This is a genomic window from Kitasatospora sp. NPDC101108 (assembly GCF_055584725.1).
The window spans coordinates 20,575-46,228 of record NZ_JBVJLM010000027.1; the positions used below are offsets into that span (position 1 = coordinate 20,575).

22 protein-coding genes are annotated in these 25,654 nt (G+C 70.9%); 8 read left to right on the forward strand and 14 right to left on the reverse strand.

Going from position 1 to position 25,654, the window contains the following annotated elements; all coding sequences use genetic code 11:
• Positions 1 to 64: 64 nt before the first annotated feature.
• Complete coding sequence (locus tag ACZ6Z8_RS34610; RefSeq protein ID WP_465613977.1) at positions 65 to 706, forward strand: DUF2461 domain-containing protein; 642 nt, start codon at positions 65 to 67, stop codon at positions 704 to 706.
• Between the two features lie 61 nt (positions 707 to 767).
• Here the strand turns inward: ACZ6Z8_RS34610 and ACZ6Z8_RS34615 are convergent, their stop codons facing one another.
• A complete protein-coding gene (locus tag ACZ6Z8_RS34615) occupies positions 768 to 1,715 on the reverse strand; it encodes a heme o synthase (RefSeq protein ID WP_465613978.1) in 948 nt (315 codons plus the stop codon).
• A 463-nt stretch (positions 1,716 to 2,178) separates the two neighbouring features.
• Between ACZ6Z8_RS34615 and tkt the strand changes: the two genes are divergently transcribed.
• The 5 genes from tkt (at position 2,179) to pgl (ending at position 9,008) form a co-directional block, all read left to right on the forward strand.
• Positions 2,179 to 4,278: a transketolase gene (gene tkt / locus ACZ6Z8_RS34620; RefSeq protein ID WP_465613979.1), complete on the forward strand. Its 2,100-nt coding sequence runs from the start codon at positions 2,179 to 2,181 to the stop codon at positions 4,276 to 4,278.
• Positions 4,279 to 4,369: 91 nt separating this feature from the next.
• The gene (tal, locus tag ACZ6Z8_RS34625) at positions 4,370 to 5,512 is read left to right on the forward strand and encodes a transaldolase (protein WP_465613980.1); all 1,143 of its coding nucleotides are present in this window, start codon (positions 4,370 to 4,372) and stop codon (positions 5,510 to 5,512) included.
• 63 nt (positions 5,513 to 5,575) lie between these two features.
• Positions 5,576 to 7,132, forward strand: coding sequence for a glucose-6-phosphate dehydrogenase (gene zwf, locus ACZ6Z8_RS34630; RefSeq protein WP_465614023.1), 1,557 nt, complete (start codon positions 5,576 to 5,578; stop codon positions 7,130 to 7,132).
• The gene (gene opcA, locus ACZ6Z8_RS34635; protein ID WP_465613981.1) at positions 7,129 to 8,223 is read left to right on the forward strand and encodes a glucose-6-phosphate dehydrogenase assembly protein OpcA; all 1,095 of its coding nucleotides are present in this window, start codon (positions 7,129 to 7,131) and stop codon (positions 8,221 to 8,223) included. Before zwf ends, opcA begins: the two co-directional genes overlap by 4 nt.
• A complete protein-coding gene (gene pgl / locus ACZ6Z8_RS34640; RefSeq protein ID WP_465613982.1) occupies positions 8,220 to 9,008 on the forward strand; it encodes a 6-phosphogluconolactonase in 789 nt (262 codons plus the stop codon). Before opcA ends, pgl begins: the two co-directional genes overlap by 4 nt.
• 85 nt (positions 9,009 to 9,093) lie before the next feature.
• Here the strand turns inward: pgl and ACZ6Z8_RS34645 are convergent, their stop codons facing one another.
• The 11 genes from ACZ6Z8_RS34645 to uvrA form a co-directional block, all read right to left on the reverse strand.
• Entirely contained in the window at positions 9,094 to 9,429 is a 336-nt protein-coding gene (locus ACZ6Z8_RS34645; RefSeq protein ID WP_035841977.1) for an RNA polymerase-binding protein RbpA, read from the reverse strand.
• A 157-nt stretch (positions 9,430 to 9,586) separates the two neighbouring features.
• Positions 9,587 to 9,823, reverse strand: a complete 237-nt coding sequence (secG, locus tag ACZ6Z8_RS34650; RefSeq protein ID WP_030288291.1) for a preprotein translocase subunit SecG — start codon at positions 9,821 to 9,823, stop codon at positions 9,587 to 9,589.
• Between the two features lie 87 nt (positions 9,824 to 9,910).
• Positions 9,911 to 10,696, reverse strand: coding sequence for a triose-phosphate isomerase (gene tpiA, locus ACZ6Z8_RS34655; RefSeq protein ID WP_402821014.1), 786 nt, complete (start codon positions 10,694 to 10,696; stop codon positions 9,911 to 9,913).
• A gap of 4 nt (positions 10,697 to 10,700) precedes the next feature.
• Positions 10,701 to 11,903, reverse strand: coding sequence for a phosphoglycerate kinase (locus ACZ6Z8_RS34660; protein WP_465613983.1), 1,203 nt, complete (start codon positions 11,901 to 11,903; stop codon positions 10,701 to 10,703).
• Between the two features lie 151 nt (positions 11,904 to 12,054).
• Entirely contained in the window at positions 12,055 to 13,062 is a 1,008-nt protein-coding gene (gene gap / locus ACZ6Z8_RS34665) for a type I glyceraldehyde-3-phosphate dehydrogenase (RefSeq protein ID WP_396536304.1), read from the reverse strand.
• A gap of 289 nt (positions 13,063 to 13,351) precedes the next feature.
• Positions 13,352 to 14,332, reverse strand: a complete 981-nt coding sequence (whiA, locus tag ACZ6Z8_RS34670) for a DNA-binding protein WhiA (RefSeq protein WP_465613984.1) — start codon at positions 14,330 to 14,332, stop codon at positions 13,352 to 13,354.
• A complete protein-coding gene (locus ACZ6Z8_RS34675; RefSeq protein ID WP_405000799.1) occupies positions 14,323 to 15,408 on the reverse strand; it encodes a gluconeogenesis factor YvcK family protein in 1,086 nt (361 codons plus the stop codon). The genes whiA and ACZ6Z8_RS34675 overlap by 10 nt, the downstream gene beginning before the upstream one ends.
• A gap of 64 nt (positions 15,409 to 15,472) precedes the next feature.
• Positions 15,473 to 16,357 carry an RNase adapter RapZ gene (gene rapZ, locus ACZ6Z8_RS34680; RefSeq protein ID WP_270143324.1) on the reverse strand — a complete coding sequence of 295 codons (885 nt, stop codon included), beginning with the start codon at positions 16,355 to 16,357 and terminating at the stop codon, positions 15,473 to 15,475.
• A 118-nt stretch (positions 16,358 to 16,475) separates the two neighbouring features.
• Positions 16,476 to 18,533: an excinuclease ABC subunit UvrC gene (gene uvrC, locus ACZ6Z8_RS34685; RefSeq protein WP_465613985.1), complete on the reverse strand. Its 2,058-nt coding sequence runs from the start codon at positions 18,531 to 18,533 to the stop codon at positions 16,476 to 16,478.
• A 66-nt stretch (positions 18,534 to 18,599) separates the two neighbouring features.
• Complete coding sequence (locus ACZ6Z8_RS34690; RefSeq protein ID WP_465613986.1) at positions 18,600 to 19,043, reverse strand: Rieske (2Fe-2S) protein; 444 nt, start codon at positions 19,041 to 19,043, stop codon at positions 18,600 to 18,602.
• Positions 19,044 to 19,166: 123 nt separating this feature from the next.
• Positions 19,167 to 22,079 (reverse strand): excinuclease ABC subunit UvrA, encoded by a 2,913-nt coding sequence (uvrA, locus tag ACZ6Z8_RS34695; RefSeq protein ID WP_465613987.1) that lies wholly within the window; start codon positions 22,077 to 22,079, stop codon positions 19,167 to 19,169.
• Between the two features lie 267 nt (positions 22,080 to 22,346).
• Between uvrA and ACZ6Z8_RS34700 the strand changes: the two genes are divergently transcribed.
• Both ACZ6Z8_RS34700 and ACZ6Z8_RS34705 read left to right on the forward strand, forming a co-directional pair.
• Complete coding sequence (locus ACZ6Z8_RS34700) at positions 22,347 to 23,081, forward strand: maleylpyruvate isomerase family mycothiol-dependent enzyme (protein WP_465613988.1); 735 nt, start codon at positions 22,347 to 22,349, stop codon at positions 23,079 to 23,081.
• Positions 23,082 to 23,138: 57 nt separating this feature from the next.
• Positions 23,139 to 23,792, forward strand: coding sequence for an MBL fold metallo-hydrolase (locus tag ACZ6Z8_RS34705; RefSeq protein WP_465613989.1), 654 nt, complete (start codon positions 23,139 to 23,141; stop codon positions 23,790 to 23,792).
• 97 nt (positions 23,793 to 23,889) lie between these two features.
• Here the strand turns inward: ACZ6Z8_RS34705 and ACZ6Z8_RS34710 are convergent, their stop codons facing one another.
• Positions 23,890 to 24,870: a TerC family protein gene (locus ACZ6Z8_RS34710; RefSeq protein WP_465613990.1), complete on the reverse strand. Its 981-nt coding sequence runs from the start codon at positions 24,868 to 24,870 to the stop codon at positions 23,890 to 23,892.
• 201 nt (positions 24,871 to 25,071) lie between these two features.
• The gene (locus tag ACZ6Z8_RS34715; protein WP_465613991.1) at positions 25,072 to 25,650 is read right to left on the reverse strand and encodes a TerD family protein; all 579 of its coding nucleotides are present in this window, start codon (positions 25,648 to 25,650) and stop codon (positions 25,072 to 25,074) included.
• Positions 25,651 to 25,654 lie beyond the last annotated feature (4 nt).

Sequence of the window (25,654 nt, forward strand, 5' to 3'; positions counted from 1 at the left end):
GCTACCCACCGGTAGACGAGCTGGCGACGGGAGCGCCCTGTGCACCGGGACACATACTCGGAATATGACGTTCAAAGGCTGGCCGAGCGAGGCGCTGGACTTCTACGAGCACCTCGAAGCCGACAACTCGAAGTCCTTCTGGCAGGCCCACAAGGAACAGTACGACACCGCCGTACGGGCCCCGATGGAGGCGCTGCTCGCCGAGCTGGAGCCGGAGTTCGGGCCGGGGAAGATCTTCCGCCCCAACCGGGACGTCCGCTTCAGCGCCGACAAGTCCCCGTACAAGACCCACATCGGCGCGCACCTGGAGTCCGGCGGCTACATCCAGCTCTCCGCCGACGGCCTGGCCTGCGGCAACGGCATGTACCAGCTGGCCCCCGACCAGCTGGAGCGCTACCGCGCCGCCGTCGCCGAGGACGTCAGCGGCGCCGAGCTGGAGCGGGTGATCACCCGGGTGGAGCAGGCCGGTCCGCGGGTCCACGGCCGCGACTCCCTCAAGTCGGCCCCGCGCGGCTACCCCAAGGACCACCCCCGGATCGAGCTGCTGCGGCACAAGGGTCTGGTGGCCTGGCAGGAGTGGGAGCCCGCGAAGTGGCTGGGCACCCGGGCCGCCCACACCCGGATCGTCGACTTCCTGCGCGGCTCCCAGCCGCTGCGGGACTGGCTGGACGGCCACGTCGGCCCGTCGGAGCTACCGGCACGATGAACGATGAACGCGGAAGAGCCCCGGTCCACCAGGACCGGGGCTCTTCGCCGTACAACAGGCCTTACTTGACGAACGGATCGATCGCGCACACCACGAACAGCAGCGACAGGTAGGTGATCGACCAGTGGAACAGCCGCATCTCCTTCAGCTTGGCGCCCACGATCCCGGCCTTCGCCCGTCCGTACAGCGCGTGCGCCTCGCGCAGCCAGAAGCCGCCGAGCAGCACCGCGGCGACCGGGTACAGCCAGCTCATGTGCCCCAGCGGCCAGACCGCCAGCGAGACCGCCACCATCACCCAGGAGTAGGCGACGACCTGCTTGCCGACCGCCACGTTGCCCTTGATGACCGGGAGCATCGGCACTCCGGCCCGCTCGTAGTCGTCGCGCACCTTCATCGACAGCACCCAGGTGTGCGGCGGGGTCCAGAAGAAGACGACCAGGAAGAGCGCGACGGCCGCCCAGGACACCGAGTTGGTCACCGAGGACCAGCCGATCAGCACCGGCATGCAGCCGGCGATGCCGCCCCAGACGATGTTCTGCGAGGTGCGCCGCTTGAGCCCCAGCGTGTAGACGAACACGTAGAACAGCAGCGCGCCGAGCGCCAGTCCGGCGGAGAGCCAGTTGACGCCGATGCCGAGCAGCAGGGTGGAGACGATCCCGAGCGTGATGCCGAAGACCAGCGCCTCGCGCGGCGACACCATCCCCGTGACGATCGGCCGGCGCTCGGTGCGGGACATCAGGGCGTCGATGTCGCGGTCGATGTACATGTTGAGGGCGTTGGCGCCGCCCGCCGAGAGGTAACCGCCGACCACGACCTTCAGCACCAGGAGCATGTCGGGCACGCCCTGTTGGGCCAGGAACATCACCGGCACGGTGCTCATCAGCAGCAGCTCGATGATGCGCGGCTTGGTCAGTGCGACGAAGGCGCCGACACGGGCCCCGATGGGCCGGTGCGCAGGAGTCGCCCCGGTGACCCCGGCGGGACGGGTTTCGACGGCGGTCACTAACACCCCAACTGAAGATGAATCCTCGCAGGCGTCCACAGGAACGAAGGGTCCCGAATCGTCCGCTCTGCGCGTACCACGCCACCTTAGACGCTCCATATATCCCATCCGGCTCCGGGGTCCCCCGGCGAGGCGGATCGCACACCCCCGGGTGAACCGACTGGGTGAAGCCACGAAGCGGCTCCGGCGCGCCCCCGCAACCCGTCCCGACCACCCGGGCGGCGCGCCCGCGTAAACCGGGAGAGCCTGGGACAAAACACGTCGAACCGCCCTAGTGGGAATCACCATGCGGAAATCCCGGTTGTCCCGGCACGGAGGGTGAGCCCCGGCCCGGACGGTAGGCTCGCACGCAGAAGCGGGATCTACCCTCCGTGACCGGCACCATCCACAGTCGGGACCACAGCGCCGTGGCCGACCCGGTCCCCATTCACGGGGTCACTCTTCACAATGGAAGGAGCCCTGAGACAGGGTGAGCACTGCGCCGACGAACGCATTCGAGTGGAGCGACCTGGATGAGCGCACGGTTGACACGGCGCGCGTCCTCGCGATGGACGCTGTCCAGAAGGTCGGTAACGGGCACCCCGGGACGGCCATGTCCCTGGCCCCCGCTGCCTACCTGATCTTCCAGCGCTTCCTTCGCCACGACCCGACCGACCCGGCCTGGGTCGGCCGCGACCGCTTCGTCCTCTCCCCCGGGCACACCAGCCTGACGCTCTACACCCAGCTGTACTTCTCCGGCTACGGCCTGGAACTGGACGACCTCAAGGCCTTCCGGGTGGCCGGCAGCCGCACCCCGGGCCACCCGGAGCACGGCCACACCGCGGGCGTGGAGACCACCACCGGCCCGCTCGGCCAGGGCATCGCCAACGCGGTCGGCATGGCGATGGCCGCCCGCTACGAGCGCGGCCTGTTCGACCCGGAGGCGGCCGCCGGGGAGTCCCCCTTCGACCACACCATCTGGGCCATCGTCTCCGACGGCGACCTGGAGGAGGGCATCTCCGCCGAGGCCTCCTCGCTGGCCGGCCACCAGAAGCTGGGCAACCTGGTCGCCCTCTACGACGACAACCACATCTCGATCGAGGGCGACACCGAGACCGCCTTCTCCGAGGACGTCCTCAAGCGCTACGAGGCGTACGGCTGGCACGTCCAGCGCGTCACCCCGAAGGCCAACGGCGACGTCGACGTCGAGGCCCTCGCCGGTGCGCTGGCCGCCGCCAAGGCCGAGACCTCCCGCCCGTCGATCATCGCGATGCGCACGATCATCGCCTGGCCGGCCCCGGACGCCCAGAACACCGCCAAGGCGCACGGCTCCGCGCTCGGCGCCGCCGAGATCGCCGCCACCAAGAAGGTCCTGGGCTTCGACCCGGAGAAGACCTTCGAGGTCAGCGACCAGGTCATCGAGCACGCCCGCCAGGTCATCAAGCGCGGCAAGGCCGCCCGCGACCAGTGGCAGCAGAGCTTCGACGCCTGGCGCGCCGCCAACCCGCACCGGGCCGCCGAGTTCGACCGCATCCAGGCCGGCGAGCTGCCCGAGGGCTGGAAGAAGGCCGTCCCGACCTTCCCGGCCGGCAAGGACGTCGCCACCCGCAAGGCCTCCGGCGAGACCCTCAAGGCGCTCGGCGCGGTGATCCCGGAGCTGTGGGGCGGCTCGGCCGACCTCGCGGAGTCCAACCTCACCACCATCGACGAGGACAGCTCCTTCCTCCCCGAGGGCAACCCGCTGAAGTCCGCCAGCCCGTACGGCCGGACGATCCACTTCGGCATCCGCGAGCACGCCATGGGCTCCACCATGAACGGCATCGCGCTGCACGGGAAGACCCGCGTCTACGGCGGCACCTTCCTGGTCTTCGCCGACTACATGCGCCCCGCCGTCCGCCTGGCCGCGCTGATGAAGCTGCCGGTCACCTACGTCTGGACGCACGACTCGATCGGCCTCGGCGAGGACGGCCCGACCCACCAGCCGGTCGAGCACATGGCCTCGCTGCGCGCCATCCCGGGCCTGTCCATGGTCCGCCCGGCCGACGCCAACGAGACGGCCGTCGCCTGGCGCACGATCATCGAGCGCCAGACCAGCCACCCCGGCCCGGTCGGCCTGGCGCTGACCCGCCAGAACGTCCCGACCTTCGACCGCGAGGTCTTCGCCTCCGCCGAGGGCACCGCCAAGGGCGCCTACGTGCTGGCCGAGGCCTCCACCGGCGACCCGCAGGTGATCCTGCTGGGCACCGGTTCCGAGGTCCAGCTGGCCGTCCAGGCCCGCGAGGCCCTGGAGGCCGAGGGCGTCCCGACCCGGGTGGTCTCCGTCCCGTCCTTCGAGTGGTTCCAGGAGCAGGACCAGGCCTACCGCGACAGCGTGCTGCCGCCGTCGGTCAAGGCCCGCGTCTCGGTCGAGGCCGGCATCGCCCAGGGCTGGCGCGAGCTGGTCGGCGACCACGGCCGGATCGTCTCGCTGGAGCACTTCGGTGCCTCCGCCGACTACAAGGTGCTGTTCGAGGAGTTCGGCCTGACCGCCGAGCGCGTGATCGCGGAGGCGCACAACGCCCTGCGTTCCCTCGAAGCCGTCAACCGCTAGTTCCGCTCCGGCCGCGTACCTCGCCCGCACGCGGGTACGCGGCCCCTCTGACTACCCCACGAAGCAGCAGAAGACTAAGGACTGAAGCACCATGACTGACGCACTGAAGCGCCTCAGCGACGAAGGCGTTGCGATCTGGCTGGACGACCTCAGCCGCAAGCGGCTGAACTCCGGCAACCTGGCCGAGCTGGTGCAGAACAAGCACGTGGTGGGTGTCACCACCAACCCGACCATCTTCCAGAAGGCCATCGCCGGCAGCGGCGACTCCTCCTACGACGGCCAGCTGCGCGACCTCGCCGTCCGCAAGGTCACCACCGAGGAGGCGATCCGCATGATCACCACCTCGGACGTGCGCGACGCCGCCGACGTGCTGCGTCCGGTCTACGACGCCTCCAACGGCCGCGACGGCCGGGTCTCCATCGAGGTCGACCCCCGCCTGGCCCACGAGACCGCCCCGACCGTGGCCGAGGCCAAGCAGCTGTGGTGGCTGGTCGACCGCCCGAACGTCTTCATCAAGATCCCCGCCACCGAGGCCGGCCTGCCCGCCATCAGCGAGGTCATCGGCCTGGGCATCAGCGTCAACGTCACGCTGATCTTCTCCCTTGAGCGCTACAAGGCCGTCATCGACGCCTACCTGACCGGCCTGGAGACCGCCAAGGCCAAGGGCCTGGACCTCTCCCAGATCGAGTCGGTCGCCTCCTTCTTCGTGTCCCGCGTGGACACCGAGATCGACAAGCGCCTGGACAAGATCGGCGGCGACGCCAAGGACCTGCGCTCCAAGGCCGCCCTGGCCAACGCCCGCCTCGCCTACCAGGCGTACGAGGAGGTCTTCGGCTCGGTCGACGGCAAGACCGCCGGCAACGCCCGCTGGAGGGCCCTGGAGGCCGCCGGCGCCAAGCCGCAGCGCCCGCTGTGGGCCTCGACCGGCGTCAAGGACCCGGCCCTGCCGGACACCCTGTACGTCACCGAGCTGGTCGCCCCGGGCACCGTCAACACCATGCCCGAGGCCACCCTGGACGCCACCGGCGACCACGGCGTGGTCAGCGGCAACACCATCGTCCCCAACTACGCCGACGCCAAGGCCGTCCTGGACGCCGTCGCGGCCGCCGGTGTGGACTACGACGACGTGGTCAAGGTCCTGGAGGACGAGGGCGTGCAGAAGTTCGAGCAGTCCTGGCAGGAGCTGCTCGACACCGTCACCGCCTCGCTGGCTTCCTTCGCCACCGAGAAGTGACCCCCGCTCACACAATCGGCGCACGAAAGCGGAGCACACCAAGTGAGCACTGATTTCCCCGAGTTGACGTCGGATTCGGACGCGGACGACCTCCCGCCCTCCCCCGTCAACCCGCTTCGTGACCCCTCCGACCGGCGGCTCCCGCGCATCGCGGGGCCGTCCGGCCTGGTCATCTTCGGGGTCACCGGCGACCTGTCGCGCAAGAAGCTGATGCCGGCCATCTACGACCTGGCCAACCGCGGTCTGCTGCCGCCGGGCTTCTCCCTGGTCGGTTTCGCCCGCCGCGAGTGGGACAACGAGGACTTCGCCCAGGAGGTCCACGACGCGGTCAAGGAGCACGCCCGCACCCCGTTCCGTGAAGAGGTCTGGCAGCAGCTCGCCAAGGGCATGCGCTTCGTCCACGGCACCTTCGACGACGACGAGGCCTTCGACAAGCTCCGCGAGACCATCGAGGAGCTGGACAAGGCCCAGGGCACCGGCGGCAACTTCGCCTTCTACCTGTCCGTCCCGCCGAAGTTCTTCCCGACCGTCGTCCAGCAGCTCAAGAAGCACGGCCTGGCCGACCCGCCGCAGGGATCCTGGCGCCGCGCCGTCATCGAGAAGCCCTTCGGCCACGACCTGGAGAGCGCCCAGGAGCTCAACAAGGTCGTCCACGAGGTCTTCCCCCGGGACGAGGTCTTCCGGATCGACCACTACCTGGGCAAGGAGACGGTCCAGAACATCCTGGCGCTGCGCTTCGCCAACCAGATGTTCGAGCCGATCTGGAACCGGTCCTACGTCGACCACGTGCAGATCACCATGGCCGAGGACATCGGCATCGGCGGCCGGGCCGGCTACTACGACGGCATCGGCTCCGCCCGTGACGTCATCCAGAACCACCTGCTCCAGCTGATGGCGCTCACCGCCATCGAGGAGCCGGCGTCCTTCCACCCGAAGGCGCTGGTGGCCGAGAAGCTCAAGGTGCTCAGCGCCGTCAAGCTCCCGGCCGACCTCGGCCGGCACACCGTGCGCGGCCAGTACGCGGCCGGCTGGCAGGGCGGCGAGGAGGTCGTCGGCTACCTGGACGAGGACGGCATCGACCCCGACTCCAAGACCGACACCTACGCGGCCATCAAGCTGGAGATCAACAACCGCCGCTGGGCGGGCGTCCCGTTCTACCTGCGCACCGGCAAGCGGCTGGGCCGCCGGGTCACCGAGATCGCGGTGGTCTTCCAGCGTGCCCCGTACCTGCCGTTCGACTCCTACGCGACCGAGGAGCTGGGGCAGAACGCCCTGGTCATCCGGGTCCAGCCGGACGAGGGCGTGACGGTGCGGTTCGGCTCCAAGGTGCCGGGCACCTCCTTCGAGGTCCGGGACGTCACGATGGACTTCGCCTACGGCGAGTCCTTCACCGAGTCCAGCCCGGAGGCGTACGAGCGGCTCATCCTCGACGTGCTGCTCGGCGACGCCAACCTGTTCCCGCGCCACCAGGAGGTCGAGCTCTCCTGGCAGATCCTCGACCCGATCGAGCGGTACTGGGACACCCACGGCAAGCCCGCCCAGTACGCGGCGGGCACCTGGGGGCCCGCCGAGGCTGACGAGATGCTCGCACGAGACGGCAGGAGCTGGCGCCGGCCATGAAGATCGACCTCACCAACACGACGTCCAGCAAGATCAACGCCGCGCTGATGGAGGCGCGCCGGGCCAGCGGCTCGACCGCCGCCGGCATGGTGCTCACCCTGGTGATCGTGACCGACGAGGGCAGCGCCTACGACGCCCTCAAGGCCGCCAACGACGCCTCCCGCGAGCACCCGATGCGCACCCTCGCGGTGATCAAGCGCGCCGGCCGCTCGCCCCGGGCCCGCGCCGAGACCCGGCTGGACGCCGAGATCCTGGTCGGCTCGGACGCCGGCTCCGGCGAAACGGTTGTCCTGCGCATGCACGGCGAACTCGCCGCGCACGCCCAGTCGGTCGTCCTGCCGCTGCTGCTGCCGGACGCCCCGACCGTGGTCTGGTGGCCGGACAACGCGCCGATGCACCCGGCCCAGGACCCGCTGGGCGCGCTCGCCCAGCGCCGGATCACCGACGCGGTCACCGCCGAGTCCCCGGTCGGCCAGCTCGCCCAGCGCGCCCAGAGCTACACCCCGGGCGACACCGACCTGGCCTGGACCCGGCTCACCGGCTGGCGCTCGATGCTGGCCGCCGCGCTGGACCAGCGGCCGTCCACCATCGTCTCCGCGGTGGTCGAGGGCGAGTCCTACAACCCCAGCGTGGAGCTGCTCGGCCTGTGGCTGCTCAACCGGCTGCACGTGCCGGTCGAGCGGGTCGTCACCGGCGGCCCCGGCATCACCGCGGTGCGCCTGCGCACCAAGGACGGCGACATCACCCTGGACCGCCCGGACGGCCTGATGGGCATGCTCTCCATGCCCGGCTCGCCGGACCGCCAGGTGGCGCTCAAGCGGCGCGAGACCTCGGAGCTGATCGCCGAGGAGCTGCGCCGGCTGGACCCGGACGACATCTACTCGACGGCCGTGCGCACGCCCATCGAGCGGCTGCGCGAGCACGACGACACCGTCCCGGCGGCCGCCGAGCAGATCGCCCAGGCGGTCGAGGCCTCGGTGGCCGACGCGGACGGCGGGCCGAGCGGACCGGTCGGGGCCGTCGAGGCGGGGAAGAAGCCCGCCGCGAAGAAGGCCGCCGGCAAGCGCGCCGCCAGCAAGGACGGCGAATGACCAGGGCCACTCCGCAGCTGGTCGTCCACCGGGACAAGGAGCTGATGGCCCAGGCGGCCGCGGCCCGGCTGATCACCCGGATCGTGGACGCCCAGGCCGCCCGCGGCACCGCCTCGGTGGTGCTCACCGGCGGCCGCAACGGCAATGCCCTGCTGGCCGCGATCGCCGCCTCCCCGGCGCGCGACGCGGTCGACTGGGGCCGGCTGGACCTCTGGTGGGGCGACGAGCGCTTCGTGCCCGCCGCCGACGGTGACCGCAACGCCGTCCAGGCCCGCGCCGAACTGCTGGACGCCGTCCCGCTCGACCCGGCACGGGTGCACGAGATGCCCGCCTCGGACGGGGCGGACGGCTCCGACGTGGAGGCCGCGGCCGCCCGCTACGCGCAGGAGCTGGCCAAGGCCGCCGGACCGGGCGACCGGCTCGGCGTCCCGGCCTTCGACGTGCTGCTGCTCGGCGTCGGCCCGGACACCCACATCGCCTCGCTCTTCCCGGAGCACCCGGGCGTGCGGGAGACCGAGCTGACCGTGGTCGGCGTGCGCGGGGCCCCCAAACCCCCGCCGACCCGGATCTCGCTCACCCTCCCGGCGATCCGGGCAGCCCGCGAGGTCTGGCTGCTGGCCGCCGGCGAGGACAAGGCGGGTGCGGTCGCGCTGGCCCTGTCCGGCCCCGGCGAACTGCAGGCGCCCGCCTCCGGCGCGTACGGCCGCAGCCGCACCCTGTGGCTGCTGGACCGCGCCGCCGCCGAGCGGATCCCCGCCCAGCTGTACCCGCCGGCCTCGGCCTAGGGTCCGCGGAGAACGCCGAAGGGCGCCCACCGTCGTTCGACGGTGGGCGCCCTTCCTGGTTCTCCGGCGCTCGGCCCGGTCAGATCTAGATCTCGCCGCGCAGCTTGGCCAGCGCCTCCGCGAGGATCGCCTCGCCGTCGGCGTCGGTGCGCCGCTCACGGACGTAGGCGAGGTGGGTCTTGTACGGCTCGTTGCGCGAGGGCGCCGGCGGGTTGTGCTCGTCCTGCCCGGCCGGGAAGCCGCAGCGCGGGCAGTCCCAGGTGTCCGGGATGACGGCCTCGGCGGCGAAGCTGGGCCGGGTCTCGTGCTTGTTGGCGCACCAGAAGGAGATCCGGTTGCGCGGAGCGGACTCGCCGCGCTCCGCCTCCCCCATCGGGCCGGCCCCGACCCTGCTGCCACGGATGGCGTTGCCACTTGCCACGGTCTGACTCCCTGCGTGCTGGTGCGCCGACCCGCCGCGGTGCGCGCCGGTGGCGAAAGTCGTCCTAGTGTAAGCAGGACTTAAGCTTCCGCCACCATCGCCTCCGCCGCCGACCGTCCAAGGATAGGCGCTCGGGCGACGGGGCGTCAGGGTTGTGTCAGCTCTTGTACTTCAGGACCAGGCCCAGCACCAGGATGCAGGCGAACCAGCCGATCCCGACCACGATCGTGATGCGGTCCAGGTTGCGCTCGGCCACCGCCGAACCGCCGCCGGTCGACATCGCGCCGCCGCCGAACATGTCCGACAGGCCGCCGCCCTTCCCCTTGTGCAGCAGCACCAGGAGGATCATCAGCAGGCTGAAGACGATCAGGGCAATCGAGAACCCGAGAACCACGGCGGGACCAACTCTCTCGTATCTTCGGCGAAGGGGCCGGGCCGCGTACGGCGGTCCGGCCCCAAAGCCTACGTTGCTGCGGCGGCGTTAGCCTACTGCCTGCTCACGGTAGCGCACGATCTTGACGAACTCGTCGGCGTCCAGCGAGGCACCGCCGATCAGACCGCCGTCGATGTCGGGCTTGGCCATCAGGCCGGCCGCGCTCGACGCCTTGACCGAACCGCCGTACAGCACGCGGACCTTGTCGGCCAGCTCGGCGTCGTACAGCTCGGCGATCCGCCCGCGGATGGCGGCGCAGACCTCCTGCGCGTCCTCCGGGGTGGCCACCTCGCCGGTGCCGATCGCCCAGACCGGCTCGTACGCGACCACGATCGACTCGGCCTGGTCGGCCGTGACGCCCTCCAGGGCGCCGTCCAGCTGGGCCAGGGTGTACTCGACGTGGGTGCCGGCCTTGCGGATCTCCAGCGGCTCGCCGACGCAGAGGATCGGGGTGACCCCGGCCCGGTAGGCGGCCTTGACCTTGGCGTTGACGATCTCCTCGTTCTCGCCGTGGTACTGGCGGCGCTCCGAGTGGCCGATCACCGCGTAGGTGCACTGCAGCTTGGCCAGCATCGGGCCGGAGACCTCGCCGGTGTAGGCGCCGCCGTCGTGCTGCGAGATGTCCTGCGAGCCGTACTTGATCTTCAGCTTGTCGCCGAAGACCAGGGTCTGCACCGACCGCAGGTCGGTGAACGGGACCAGGACGGCGACCTCGACGGCCTCGTAGTCCTTGTCGGCCAGCGCGAAGGCCAGCTTCTGGGTGTGCTGGATGGCCTCAAGGTGGTTGAGGTTCATCTTCCAGTTGCCCGCCATCAGCGGGAGACGCTCAGTCATGCCTTCAGCCTTCCAGGGCGGCGAGACCGGGAAGGGTCTTGCCCTCCAGGTACTCAAGGCTCGCGCCACCGCCGGTCGAGATGTGCCCGAACTTCGTCTCGTCGAAGCCCAGGATGCGGACGGCCGCGGCGGAGTCGCCGCCACCGACCACGGTGAACGCTGCACTGTCGATCAGGGCCTGCGCGACGGCCTTGGTGCCGTTCGCGTAGTCCGGGTGCTCGAAGACGCCCATCGGGCCGTTCCAGAACACCGTGCCGGCGTCGGCCAGCTTCGCCGCGTAGAGCTCGCGGGTCTTCGGGCCGATGTCCAGGCCCTCCTTGTCGGCCGGGATCGCGTCCGAGCCGACGACCTCGTAGCTCGCCGGGGTCTTGCCCTTGAGGTCCGGGAACTCCGCGGAGACCAGGACGTCCACGGGCAGGACGAACTCGACGCCGCGCTCCTCGGCCTCGGCCAGGTAGCCCAGGACGGTCGGGATCTGGTCCTCCTGCAGCAGCGAGATGCCGACCTCGTGGCCCTTGGCCTTGAGGAAGGTGTACGCCATGCCGCCGCCGATCAGGATCCGGTCGGCCTTCTTCAGCAGGTTGTCGATCACGCCGAGCTTGTCCGACACCTTGGCGCCGCCGAGCACGACGACGTACGGGCGCTTGACGTCCTCGGTGAGCTTCTTCAGCACGCCGACCTCGGTGGCGATCAGGTCGCCGGCGGCGTGCGGCAGCAGGCCCGGCAGGTCGTACACCGAGGCGTGCTTGCGGTGCACGGCGCCGAAGCCGTCGCCGACGTACAGGTCCGCCAGGGCGGCCAGCTGCTCGGCGAAGGCCTTGCGCTCGGCGTCGTCCTTGCTGGTCTCACCGGCGTTGAAGCGCAGGTTCTCCAGCAGCGCGACCTCGCCGTCGGCCAGCGCGGCCACGGCGGACTTCGCGGACTCGCCCACGGTGTCGGCGGCGAAGGCGACCGGCTTGCCGAGGATCTCGCCGAGGCGCTCGGCCACCGGCGCGAGCGAGAACTGCGGGTCCGGCGCGCCCTTGGGACGGCCGAGGTGGGAGGCGACGACGACCTTGGCGCCGCGCTCGACGAGCTTGGCGATGGTCGGGGCGACGGCGCGGATCCGGCCGTCGTCGGTGATCCGGCCGTCCGACAGCGGAACGTTCAGGTCGGCGCGTACGAAGACGCGCTTGCCGGCGACGTCCAGGTCTTCGATGGTCTTCACGGGTTCTTCGGTCTCCTGGGGAGATGGTTGATGCGCAGAGGCGGCACGGCGCAGGGGCCGCCTGAGAAGTCCTTGTACGCAGAGCGAGGGCCCGGTCGGCACGTTTCGCCGTCCGGGCCCTCGCCCCTACATCACGTCAGCTCCCACACCGTCAGAGCTGGCCACCGACGAGGGTGACCAGGTCGACGACGCGGTTCGAGTAGCCCCACTCGTTGTCGTACCAGCCGAGCACCTTGACCTGGTTGCCCTGGACCATGGTCAGGCTGGAGTCGAAGATGCAGGAGGCGGGGTCGTTGACGATGTCCGAGGAGACGATCGGGTCCTCGGTGTAGGCCAGGATGCCCTTGAGCGGGCCCTCCTGCGCGGCCTTCTGGAAGGCCGCGTTGACCTCGTCCTTGGTGACCTCGCGCTCCAGGGTGACGACCAGGTCGGTGATCGAGCCGGTCGGGACCGGGACGCGCAGCGAGGTGCCGTCCAGCTTGCCCTTCAGCTCCGGCAGGACCAGGGCGGTCGCCTTGGCGGCACCCGTCGAGGTCGGGATGATGTTCTGGCTCGCCGCACGAGCACGGCGCAGGTCCTTGTGCGGGAAGTCCAGGGTGACCTGGTCGTTGGTGAACGCGTGGACGGTGGTCATCAGGCCCTTGACGATGCCGAAGCTCTCGTTCAGCACCTTGGCCATCGGCGCCACGCAGTTGGTGGTGCAGGAGGCGTTGGAGATGACGTGGTGGTTGGCGGCGTCGTACTTGTCGTCGTTGACACCCAGGACGATGGTGACGTCCTCGTCGGTGGCGGGCGCCGAGATGATGACCTTCTTCGCGCCGGCGGTGAGGTGCTTCTTCGCGGCCTCGGCCTTGGTGAAGATGCCGGTGGACTCGACGACGATGTCGGCGCCCAGGGCGGCCCACGGCAGGTTGGCCGGGTCACGCTCGGCGGTCACCTTGAAGGTGTGGCCGTCGACGGTGATGCTGTCCTCGGTGTGCGAGACCTCGCCCGGGAAGGTGCCCAGGGTGGTGTCGTACTTGAGCAGGTGAGCCAGGGTCTTCGTGTCGGTGAGGTCGTTGACACCGACGATCTCGATGTCCGCGCCCTGGGCCTTGACGGCGCGGAAGAAGTTGCGGCCGATGCGGCCGAAGCCGTTGATGCCTACCCGGATCGTCACGAACCGATCTCCTCGTTAGGTACGCCGGCGCTGAGCCGACGGGGATGAGATTTGGGAAGTCCCCGACCGCCTACGACCCTACCTCTCCCGGGCCTGCGAGGGCACATCGCGCCACCAGGCAAGACGTGGCGTGGCGCGATCCCGGGCCGTCCGTCCCTGCCGCCCCGGGCCGTTGGTCCTGGTCAAGTGGTCTTGACCAATTTCGGTTCGCCGTCCACTCCCGTCCGGCCCCGGACACGACGACGGCCGGTGCCCCGGAATCCGGACACCGGCCGTTGCACCCGGTGGATCAGTTGAGCGCCATCTCGTCGGTCAGGTTGGCCTCGGTGCTCGGCAGGCCGAGCTCGGCCGCGCGCTTGTCGGCCATCGCCAGCAGGCGGCGGATCCGGCCGGCCACCGCGTCCTTGGTCAGCGGCGGGTCGGCGAGCGCGCCCAGCTCCTCCAGCGAGGCCTGCTTGTGCTGCATCCGCAGCTGGCCGGCCGCGGCCAGGTGCTCGGGCACCTCCTCGCCGAGGATCTCCAGCGCGCGGGCTACCCGGGCACCGGCCGCGACCGCGGCCCGGGCCGAGCGGCGCAGGTTGGCGTCGTCGAAGTTGGCCAGCCGGTTCGCGGTGGCCCGGACCTCGCGCCGCATCCGGCGCTCCTCCCAGGCGAGCACCGACTCGTGCGCCCCCAGCCGGGTCAGCAGCGCGCCGATCGCGTCACCGTCGCGGATGACCACCCGGTCCACCCCGCGCACCTCGCGGGCCTTGGCCGGGATGCCGAGCCGACGGGCCGCGCCGACCAGCGCCAGTGCCGCCTCGGAGCCGGGGCAGGTGATCTCCAGCGAGGAGGAGCGGCCCGGCTCGGTGAGCGAGCCGTGCGCCAGGAAGGCCCCGCGCCAGGCCGCCTCGGCGTCGCAGGTGGCCCCGGAGACGACCGCCGGGGGCAGGCCCCGGATCGGACGGCCGCGACCGTCCACCAGGCCGGTCTGGCGGGCGAGCAGCTCGCCGTCCTTGACCACCCGGACGACGAAGCGGCTGCCGCGCCGCAGCCCGCCGGGCGCCATCACCACGAGGTCGGAGGAGTGCCCGAAGATCTCCAGCAGGTCCTTGCGCAGCCGCCGTGCCGCCGAGCCGGTGTCCAGCTCCGCCTCGATCACGATGCGGCCGCTCACGATGTGCAGTCCGCCCGCGAACCGCAGGATCGCCGACACCTCCGCCTTGCGACAGCAGGCCCGGGTGACCGGGAGCCGGCTGATCTCGTCCTTCACCGCTGGAGTCATCGCCATGGCCCGATCCTTCCATGTGTCCGGAAAATCCGGTCGTACGCGGCCGCCAACAGCTCGGGGTCGTGTCGCGGGGTGCCGTCGGTGCGGGCCACCGTACCGAGCACCAGAGCGGCACCCATCCGTTCGGCGGCCTTCTCCAGACCGGCCAGGTCGGCCTGCCCGAAGGCGCCGCCCGTGACGGCGCGCTCGTCCACCAGGATCGCATCCACCGCGAGGTCGGGAGCGTGGTCAGCGATGACCTCCAGGTGGCGCTGGGGGGTGAAGCCCTCGGTCTCGCCGGGCTGCGGGGCCAGGTTCAGGGTGAGCAGACGGCGGGCGCGGGTCTCCATCAGCGCCTTGGCCAGCTCGGGCACCAGCAGGTGCGGCAGCACGCTGGTGAACCAGGAGCCGGGGCCGAGCACCACCCAGTCCGCCTCCCGGACCGCCGTGACCGCCTCCGGCACGGCCGGCGGCTCGTCCGGCAGCAGCCGGATCGACTGCACGGTGCCCGGGGTGACCGCCACACTGGCCTGGCCGCGGACGGCCGAGACCTCGGCCGGACGCGCCGGGTCGTGGCCGCGCACGGTCGCCTCGATGTCCAGCGGCACCGCCGACATCGGCAGCACCCGGCCCTGGACGTTCAGCAGCCGGCCGACCCAGTCCAGCGCGGCGACCGGGTCGCCCAGCTTCTCCCAGAGCGCGACGATCAGCAGGTTGCCGACCGCGTGGCCGCCCAGCTCGCCGTTGCCGGTGAAGCGCTGCTGGATCACCTCGGACCAGGTGCGGCCCCAGTCGTCGTCCCCGCACAGCGCGGCCAGCGCCTTGCGCAGGTCGCCGGGCGGCAGCACCCCCAGCTCCTCGCGCAGCCGTCCGCTGGAGCCGCCGTCGTCGGCGACGGTGACCACGGCGGTCAGGTCGCTGGTGAGCCGGCGCAGCGCGGACAGCGAGGCGGACAGGCCCTGGCCGCCGCCGAGCGCGGTGATCCGGGGCGCCGGGTTGGCCCGGGCGGGACTGCTGCGCGGACGGCTCGGCGACGGGCTGCCCGCCCGTTCGCCGGTCCTGCTCTGCGGCTGCCGCCCGGGCACGTATCCCGCCACACTCACCTCGCGTTCCTCGGCCCCGCCACCGGCTCCGCCGGCGGCCCGGCAGGGAAGGCGGCGGTTACTCCCGACCCATGTCACGGTGAACGAGCACCGTCTCGACTCCGTCGGCGATGAGACGCTTGGTCAGACGCTCGGACATGGCGACGCTGCGGTGCTTGCCACCGGTGCAGCCTACGGCAAGCGTCATGTAGCGCTTCCCCTCCCGGCGGTAGCCCTCGGTAACGATCCGGAGGAGCTCGGCGTAGCCGTTCAGGAACTCGTTGGCGCCGGGCTGCTGGAAGACGTAGTCGGCGACGTCCGCGTCGGTGCCGGTGCGGGCCCGCAGCTCGGGCACCCAGTGCGGGTTCGGCAGGAAGCGGCAGTCCACCACCAGGTCGGCGTCGACCGGCAGGCCGTACTTGAAGCCGAAGGACATCACGGTGGCGCGCAGCTCGGGCTCGTCGTGGTCGGCGAACTGGGCGTCCAGCTTGGCGCGCAGCTGGTGCACGTTGAGGTTGGAGGTGTCGATCACCAGGTCGGCCTCGCCGCGCAGGTCGCGCAGCAGGTCGCGCTCCTGGGCGATGCCGTCCACGATCCGGCCGTCGGCCTGCAGCGGGTGCGGACGGCGGACGCTCTCGAACCGGCGGACCAGGGCCTCGTCGGAGGAGTCGAGGAAGACCACCCGGAGCCGGACGCCGCGCTTCTCCAGCTCGTCCAGCGAGGTGAGCAGGTCGTCGAAGAACTGGCGGCCGCGGACGTCCACGACCACGCCGATCCGGGCGACGTTGCCCTGGGAGCGGGCGCCCAGGTCGACCATGGTGGGGATCAGGGCCGGCGGCAGGTTGTCCACCACGAACCAGCCCAGGTCCTCCAGGCACTTCGCGGCGGTGGAGCGGCCGGCTCCGGACATGCCGGAGATGATCACCAGCTCCGGCGCGTTCTCAGCCACGTCTGACACGGTCACTTCGGTTCCCCGCTCTCGGTCTTTCTGCTGGGGAGAACGCGCACGGCACGGCCGCCCTTCCCCGTCCCGGACAGGCGGGCGGGTTCGGGGCGCGCCGATGGACGGGCGGCGTCGGCCGTCATGGCGTCTCCTGGGATGGTGCGGTCTGGGGTGCTGCGGCCACCGGCTCGGCGGCCCGGTCAGGCCCGTCCTCGATGATCTCGCCGGTCGCGGTGTTGACCGCGGGTGCGGCGGGTGTACGGGACGACAACGCCGCCGCAACAGTCTCCGCCGTGCGGCGCCCGATGCCGGGTACCGCGCAGATCTCGTCGACGGTGGCGGCCCGGAGCTTCTTCAGCGAGCCGAAGTGCTTGAGCAGCGCCCGGCGGCGAGTTTCGCCGAGGCCCGGGACGGAGTCCAGCTCCCCGGCGGTGAGTCGCTTGGAACGCTTGTTGCGCTGATAGCTGATCGCGAAGCGGTGGGCCTCGTCGCGCACCCGCTGGAGCAGGTACAGGCCCTCGCTGGAACGCGGCAGCACGACCGGGTCGTCCTCGCCGGGCAGCCAGACCTCCTCCAGACGCTTGGCCAGGCCGCACAGCGCGACGTCGTCGATGCCCAGCTCCTCCAGGGCCCGCTTGGCGGCGGCGACCTGCGGCTGGCCGCCGTCGACCACCAACAGCTGCGGCGGGTAGGCGAAGCGCTTGGGGCGGCCGTCCTCGGTGCGCGGGCCGTCGGCCGGCTGGTCGTCGTCGGGCTCCTCGGGGACGGCCCACTCGCCGGTCTCCTCGCGCTCCTGGAGGTAGCGGCGGAAACGGCGGCTGATCACCTCGTGCATCGAGCGGACGTCGTCCTGGCCCTCGAAGCCCCTGATCTGGAAGCGCCGGTACTCGCTCTTGCGGGCCAGGCCGTCCTCGAAGACGACCATCGAGGCGACCACGTCCTCGCCCTGGAGGTGGGAGATGTCGTAGCACTCGATGCGCAGCGGGACGGAGTCCAGCTCCAGCGCGTCGGCGATCTCCTGGAGGGCGCGGCTGCGGGTGGTGAGGTCCGAGGCGCGCTTGGTCTTGTGCAGGGCGAGCGCCTGTTGGGCGTTGCGCTGCACGGTGGCCATCAGGTCCTTCTTGTCGCCGCGCTGCGGGATGCGCAGGTCGACCTGGCTGCCGCGCAGGCCGCTCAGCCACTCCCGGACGGGGGCGAGCGGCTCGGGCAGGGCGGGGACGAGCACCTCGCGCGGGACGGACTCGTTGCGCTCCTCCGCGGCGGCGCCGCCGTAGAGCTGCTGGAGGGCGTGCTCGACCAGCCCGGCGGTGTCGACGTCCTCGACCTTGTCGGTGACCCAGCCGCGCTGGCCGCGCACCCGGCCGCCGCGGACGTGGAAGATCTGGACGGCGGCCTCCAGTTCGTCCTCGGCGACGGCCAGCAGGTCGGCGTCGGTGGCGTCGGCGAGCACGATGGCGTTCTTCTCCATCGCGCGCTTGAGGGCGCCGATGTCGTCCCGCAGCCGGGCCGCCTTCTCGTACTCCATCTCGGCGGCGGCCTCCTGCATCTGGTCTTCCAGCCGGCGCAGGTAGTTGCCGGTCCGTCCGGCCATGAAGTCGCAGAAGTCCTCGGCCAGTTCACGGTGTTCGTCCGCCGATACCCTGCCGACGCAGGGGGCGGCGCACTTGCCGATGTAGCCGAGCAGGCAGGGGCGGCCGACCTGCCGGGCGCGCTTGAACACGCCGTTGGAGCAGGTGCGTACGGGGAAGACCCGCAGCAGCAGGTCGACCGTCTCGCGGATCGCCCAGGCGTGCCCGTACGGACCGAAGTAGCGCACGCCCTTCTTGTGCGCCCCGCGCATCACCTGGACCCTCGGGTACTCCTCGTTGAGGGTGACGGCGAGTTCCGGATAGCTCTTGTCGTCGCGGTACTTGACGTTGAACCGCGGATCGAACTCCTTGATCCAGGAGTACTCCAGCTGGAGCGCCTCGACCTCGGTGGCGACCACGGTCCACTCCACCGAGGCGGCGGTGGTGACCATGGTCGCGGTGCGCGGGTGCAGCCCGGCGAGGTCCTGGAAGTAGGACGACAGGCGCGGGCGCAGGCTCTTGGCCTTGCCGACGTAGATGACCCGGCCGTGGGCGTCACGGAACTTGTAGACGCCCGGGGAGGTCGGGATCGCGCCCGGCGCCGGGCGGTAGGTGCTCGGGTCAGCCATGGCTCCACCGTACCGAGTGCGGTCGGGGCCGCGGGGACGGGATCGAGGGGGAGGCGCTCAACTGCTTCAGCTCGGGGTCACCTTGAGGTTCCCGCCCTCGACCGTGACGGCGTAGGCGGGCAGCGGGCTGGGGGCCGGGCCGTCCTGCACCGCGCCGTCGGCGATGCCGAACCGGCTACCGTGGCAGGGGCACTGGATCTGCTCCTTCTGCACCTGGTCCACGATGCAGCCGGCGTGGGTGCACTTGGCGCTGAAGGCCTTGTACTGGCCGGCGGTCGGCTGGGTCACCACGATCTTCTGCTCGCGGAAGACCTTGCCGCCGCCCTCCGGGATCGCCGAGGCCGGGCCGAGGTCCACCGGGCCCTGGGGCGCGCTGCTCTTCTCCGAGGAGCCGGTGGAGGAACTGCAGCCGGTGACCGCGACGGTGCCTCCCGCCGCCAGGACGGCTGCGGCCCCGCAGAGCAGGGTGCGCCGGGAGGTGGCGGGGCTGGTCTCGGGTGCCTCGGACATCGGTGCGCTCCTACGGGTTGCTGCTGCGAGGGACCACGGAAGTCTATGCCGCACGCGCCCCGCCGCTCCCGGGCGTCTCCGACGGTCGGAGCGGCCCGGGAGCGGCGGGGGCGGGCGGGTTGACTACTTCTTCGCGGCGGCGGCCCGCTTGCGCGGGGCCTTCTTGGCCGGTGCCGCGACCGGGGCGTCCGCGAAGTCACCCGGCAGGATGTCCCGCAGGAACTTGCCGGTGTGGCTCTCCGCGACGGCCGCGATCTGCTCCGGGGTGCCCTCGGCGACGACCGTGCCACCGCCGGAGCCGCCCTCGGGGCCCATGTCGACGATCCAGTCGGCGGTCTTGATCACGTCGAGGTTGTGCTCGATCACGATCACCGTGTTGCCCTTGTCGACCAGCCCGCTGAGCACCTTGATCAGCTTGCTGATGTCCTCGAAGTGCAGACCGGTGGTCGGCTCGTCCAGCACGTAGACCGTCCGCCCGGTGGAACGCTTCTGCAGCTCGGAGGCCAGCTTGACGCGCTGCGCCTCGCCGCCGGAGAGCGTCGGCGCGGACTGGCCGAGCCGGACGTAGCCGAGGCCGACGTCGTTGAGCGTCCGCAGGTGGCGGGCGATCGCGGGGACGGCCTCGAAGAAGGCGAGCGCCTCCTCGATCGGCATGTCCAGCACCTCGGCGATGGACTTGCCCTTGTAGTGGACCTCCAGCGTCTCCCGGTTGTACCGGGCGCCGTGGCAGACCTCGCACGGCACGTAGACGTCCGGCAGGAAGTTCATCTCGATCTTGATGGTGCCGTCACCGGTGCAGTTCTCGCAGCGGCCGCCCTTGACGTTGAAGGAGAACCGGCCCGGGAGGTACCCGCGGACCTTGGCCTCCTGGGTCTCCGCGAAGAGCCGGCGGACGTGGTCGAACACCCCGGTGTAGGTGGCCGGGTTGGACCGCGGGGTGCGGCCGATCGGCGACTGGTCGACGTGCACCACCTTGTCCACCAGGTCGGTGCCGGTGATCCGGGTGTGCCGGCCGGGCACGCTGCGGGCGCCGTTCAGCTCCCGGGCGAGGTGGGTGTAGAGGATGTCGTTGACCAGCGTCGACTTGCCGGAGCCGGAGACGCCGGTGATCGCCGTCAGGGTGCCCAGCGGGAAGCCGACCGTGACGTCCTTGAGGTTGTGCTCCCGGGCGCCGTGCACCGTCAGCTGGCGCTTCTTGTCCCGGTCGCGGCGGGCGGCCGGGATCGGGATGGACCGCTTGCCGGAGAGGTACTGGCCGGTCAGCGACTCCTTGTTGGCGAGCAGCTGCTTCAGCGAACCGGAGTGCACCACCTTGCCGCCGTGCTCGCCGGCGCCCGGGCCGATGTCGACCACCCAGTCCGCGGTCTTGATGGTGTCCTCGTCGTGCTCGACCACGATCAGGGTGTTGCCGATGTCGCGCAGCCGCACCAGCGTCTCGATCAGCCGGTGGTTGTCCCGCTGGTGCAGGCCGATGGACGGCTCGTCCAGCACGTACAGCACGCCGACCAGGCCGGAGCCGATCTGGGTGGCCAGCCGGATGCGCTGGGCCTCGCCGCCGGACAGGGTGCCGGCCGCGCGGTCCAGGGAGAGGTAGTCCAGGCCGACGTCGACCAGGAAGCGCAGCCGCTCGTTGACCTCCTTGAGGACCCGCTCGGCGATCTGCTTGTCCCGGTCGTTGAGCTTCATCGCGCCCAGGAACTCGGCGCAGTCGCTGATCGACATCGAGGAGACGTCGGCGATCGACCTGTCCTCCACGGTGACCGCCAGCACCACCGGCTTGAGCCGGGTGCCCTGGCAGGTCGGGCAGGGCACCTCGCGCATGTAGCCCTCGAAGCGCTCGCGGCTGCTGTCGCTCTCCGCCTCGGTGTGCCGGCGCTGGATGAACGGCACCGCGCCCTCGAAGCCGGTGCTGTACGAGCGCTCGCGGCCGAAGCGGTTGCGGTAGCGGACCTGCACCTGGTGCTTGTGCCCGTACATCAGCGCCTTCTTGGCGCGGGCGGGCAGCCCGGCCCAGGGGATGTCGGTGCGGAAGCCGAGCTCCTCGGCGAGCGCGTCGATCAGGCGCTGGAAGTAGTCCTTGGCGTGCCCGGCCGACCACGGGTGGATCGCACCCTCGTCCAGCGAGCGCTCCGGGTCCGGCACGACCAGCTCCGGGTCGACCTCCATCCGGTTGCCCAGGCCCGAGCAGTCCGGGCAGGCGCCGAACGGCGAGTTGAAGGAGAACGAGCGCGGCTCCAGCTCCTCGAACGACACGTCGTCGTACGGGCAGTAGAGGTGCTCGGAGTACATCCGCTCGCGCTCCGGGTCGTCCTCGGGGAGGTCGACGAAGTCGAGCACCACCATGCCGCCGGACAGCCGCAGGGCCGTCTCCACCGAGTCGGTGAGCCGCCGCTTGGCGCTCTCCTTGACGGTCAGGCGGTCGATGACCACCTCGACGGTGTGCTTCTCCTGCTTCTTCAGCTTCGGCGGCTCGGCGAGCTGGATCGTCCCGCCGTCGACCCGGGCGCGGGAGTAGCCCTTGGACTGGAGGTCGGCGAAGAGGTCGACGAACTCGCCCTTGCGTTCGCGCACCACCGGGCTGAGCACCTGGAAGCGGGTGCCCTCGGAGAGCTCCAGCACCTTGTCGACGATCGCCTGGGGCGACTGCTTGGCGATGGGGCGGCCGCAGTGCGGGCAGTGCGGCTTGCCGATCCGGGCGAACAGCAGGCGCAGGTAGTCGTAGACCTCGGTGATCGTGCCGACGGTCGAACGGGGGTTGCGGTTGGTGGACTTCTGGTCGATCGAGACGGCCGGGGAGAGGCCCTCGATGAAGTCCACGTCGGGCTTGTCCATCTGGCCCAGGAACTGGCGGGCGTAGGAGGACAGCGACTCGACGTAGCGGCGCTGGCCTTCGGCGAAGATCGTGTCGAAGGCGAGCGAGGACTTGCCGGAGCCGGAGAGGCCCGTGAAGACGATGAGTGAATCGCGGGGCAGGTCGAGCGAGACGTTCTTGAGGTTGTGCTCGCGAGCACCGCGGACGATGAGGCGGTCGGCCACTGCTTCTGGCGCCTTTCTCCGGGGCGAGAGGGCTTGCGGTGTGAGGTGTTCTTCTTCCAGGATGCGGCAGCCAGCCTACTAGCTCAGACGTTCGAATCTCGACTTGTCCAGCCGGGACCACCCGAACGAGTGAGCCCCGTCCCGGGACCGTCCGTACCCGGACCGAAAAAGCCCCTGCTCAGGACGCGGATTCGGCGATAGCGTCGCCTGGTCAACGAGCGGAGCCCGCTCCGGGCAACGCACCGCCCCGTACGGAAGGAAGATTCGATGACCGACCCGCGCTCCGCCGCCGCCCTGGCCGCCGAGCACCTCGCCCTGGTCGAGGCCGGCACCCGGCGCCTGCTGGACACCGTCTCCGAACTGAAGCCGGACGCCCTCACCGAGCCCTCCGCGCTCCCCGGCTGGACCCGCGGCCACGTGCTCGCCCACCTCGCCCGCAACGCCGACTCCCTGGTCAACCTGCTGACCGGCGCCCGCACCGGCACCGACATCCCGCAGTACGCCAGCGAGGACGAGCGGGACCAGGGGATCCGGGACGGCGCCGGCCGCCCGCTGGACGCCCAGCTCGCCGACCTGCGCGAGTCGCACGAGGGCTTCCTCGCGGCCGTCGCCCTGATGACCGACGAGGACTGGGCCGCCGAGGTGCACCACCGCTCCGGCGCCGTCTTCCCTGCCTGCGACCTGGTCTGGAAGCGCCTCGCCGAGCTGGAGTACCACCACGTCGACCTGGCCGCCGGCCACTCCCCGGCCGAGTGGCCGGAGGAGTTCGCCGTCACCGAGTTCCACAAGCTCGCCCGCAGGCTCCACGGCACCGACCTGCCCGCCGTCGACCTGGTCGCCGAGGACACCGGGGACCGCGGCCTGATCGGCTCCGGTCCCGCCTCCTTCACCGTCCAGGGCCCCGTCCGCGCCCTGCTCGCCTGGCTCTCCGGCCGCTCCGACGGCGCGGACCTCAAGCGCACCCCCGACACCGCACTCCCCCAGCTTCCCCCGCTGGGCTGACAGCGCGAGGATGATCCTGAACCCTGTTGCTGCCGGACCCGGACGAGGAGCGGACGGATGACGTACCACGGAGCGGTCAAGGTCGGCGGACCGCCGGACGTGCGGGAGCTGGCCCACCTGATCATCACCAAGGTGGCGGTCGGCCCGTACGACAACAACGCCTACCTGCTGCGCTGCCGGGCCACCGACGAGCAGCTGCTGATCGACGCGGCCGCCGACGCCCCGGTGCTGCTGGAGACCGTCGGCGACGACCTGGAGACGGTGGTCACCACCCACCGGCACCACGACCACTGGGGCGCCCTCGCCGAGGTTGTCGCCACCACCGGCGCCCGCACCGCCGCCGGCGAGCACGACGCCGAGGGCATCGACGTGCCCACCGAGCTGCTGCTCGCCGACGGCGACAAGCTGCGGGTCGGCGAGGTCGAACTCACCGTCCGGCACCTGGTCGGCCACACCCCGGGCGCGATCGTGCTCGTCTACGACGACCCCCAGGGCCACCCGCACGTCTTCACCGGCGACTGCCTGTTCCCCGGCGGCGTCGGCAACACCTGGGGCGACCCGGAGGCCTTCAAGACCCTCTTCCGGGACGTCAACGAGAAGATCTTCGACGTCCTGCCGGATGAGGCGTGGGTCTACCCCGGCCACGGCAACGACACCACCCTCGGCACCGAGCGCCCCCACCTGGAGGAATGGCGCGAACGCGGCTGGTGACCTTCGCTCCCGGACGCGCCGGGGCCCCGCGACGGCCAGCGTCGCGGGGCCCCGGCGGTTCTCGGGTGCTTCGGGTGTCTCAGGTGCGTCAGGTGCGTCAGGCGTCCAGCTTCTGTGGCTCGGGCTCGGCCTCGGCGGCCTTCTTGGAGGCCATCAGGCTGGTCACCGTCGTCACGGCCAGGACGACCACGATGAAGCCGAGCGAGAGCGGGATGCCGATCTCCGGGACGTGCGCGCCGGCCTCGTGGGCGGCGTGGAGCACCAGCTTCACGCCGATGAAGCCGAGGATGACCGACAGGCCGTAGCTGAGGTGGACCAGCTTCTTCAGCAGGCCGCCGATCAGGAAGTACAGCTGGCGCAGGCCCATCAGGGCGAAGGCGTTCGCCGTGAAGACGATGTACGGGTCCTGGGTGAGGCCGAAGATGGCCGGGATCGAGTCCAGGGCGAACAGCACGTCCGTCGTACCGATCGCCAGCATGACGATCAGCATCGGGGTGATCAGTCGGCGGCCGTTCTCCACGATGAAGAGCTTGGTGCCGTGGTAGCGATCAGTCGACGGGAAGCGCTGGGTGATCGACTTGAGCAGGCGGTTCTCCTCGAACTCCTCATCATCCTCGTCGGCCCGGGCCTCCTTGATCAGCTTCCAGGCGGTCCAGATCAGGAAGGCGCCGAAGAGGAAGAACACCCAGGAGAACTGCGCCACCAGCGCCGCGCCGCCGGCGATGAACGCCGCCCGCAGCACCAGGGCGATGATCACGCCGAACATCAGCACGCGCTGCTGATAGATCCGGGGCACCGCGAACTTGCCCATGATCAGGATGAAGACGAAGAGGTTGTCGACGCTGAGCGACTTCTCGGTGATGTAGCCGGCGAAGAACTCGCCCGCAGGCTGCCCGCCGGAGTGCCACCAGAGGAAGCCGCCGAAGAGCGCCGCCAGCGCGACCCAGACGGCCGTCCAGATCCCGGCCTCCTTGATCGAGACCTCGTGCGGCTTGCGCCCGCCGATGAAGAAGTCCGCCACGATCAGTGCAATCAGCACACCGATCGTGGTGGCCCACATGGTTACGGAAACGTCCATTTACTGCTCCTCCGGCAGCTGGGCGAGAAAGGTCGTCACTGCCGGAGGTCTCTTCCGCCCACGGGCTCGCCCGGGGACCAGCGCCCCGGGGCGCCGCGACGGGCGCCCGTGATGACGGGGTCGACTGTTGGGGAATACTCCCCTCCGCTGCCATCGAGAGTAACAGGAGGGGCAAGGAAAGGTAAAGAAGGTAAAGGGCTGTCAGAGGAACGGCTCGATCGCCGGCAGCAGGTCCTGGAACGTCCGCCCCTTCGCCGGGGCGCCGATCGCCTGCATCTCCCAGCCGCCGTTGCCGTCCCGGACCACCTTCGCCATGATCTGCCCGGTGTGCGGCCCGCCGCCCGCCAGCTCGTACCGGGCCAGCTCCACGCCGGTGGTCTCGTCCAGCAGCCGGCAGTGCGCCTGGCGCACCTCGGCGAAGGTCTGCCCGGTGTACGAGCTGACCGTGAACACCACCTGGGTGATGTGCGCCGGCACGTGCAGCAGGTCGACCAGGATCGCCTCGTCGTCCTCCGCGCCCGAGCCGCCCTCCAGGTTGTCCCCGGTGTGCCGCACCGAGCCGTCGGTGGACTCCAGGTGCTGGAAGAACACCACGTCCGACGGGGTCCTCTCGGCGTACAGCAGTGCCGAGGCGTCCAGGTCGATCTTCCTGGTCCGGCTGCCGAACAGGCCCCGCTTGGGGGCGGCCTGCCAGCCGAGCCCCATCCGGACCACGGTCAGGGTGTCGCCCGCCCCCTTCTGGAGGCTGACCCGCTGCCCCTTGGCAAGGTTCACCGACACGACG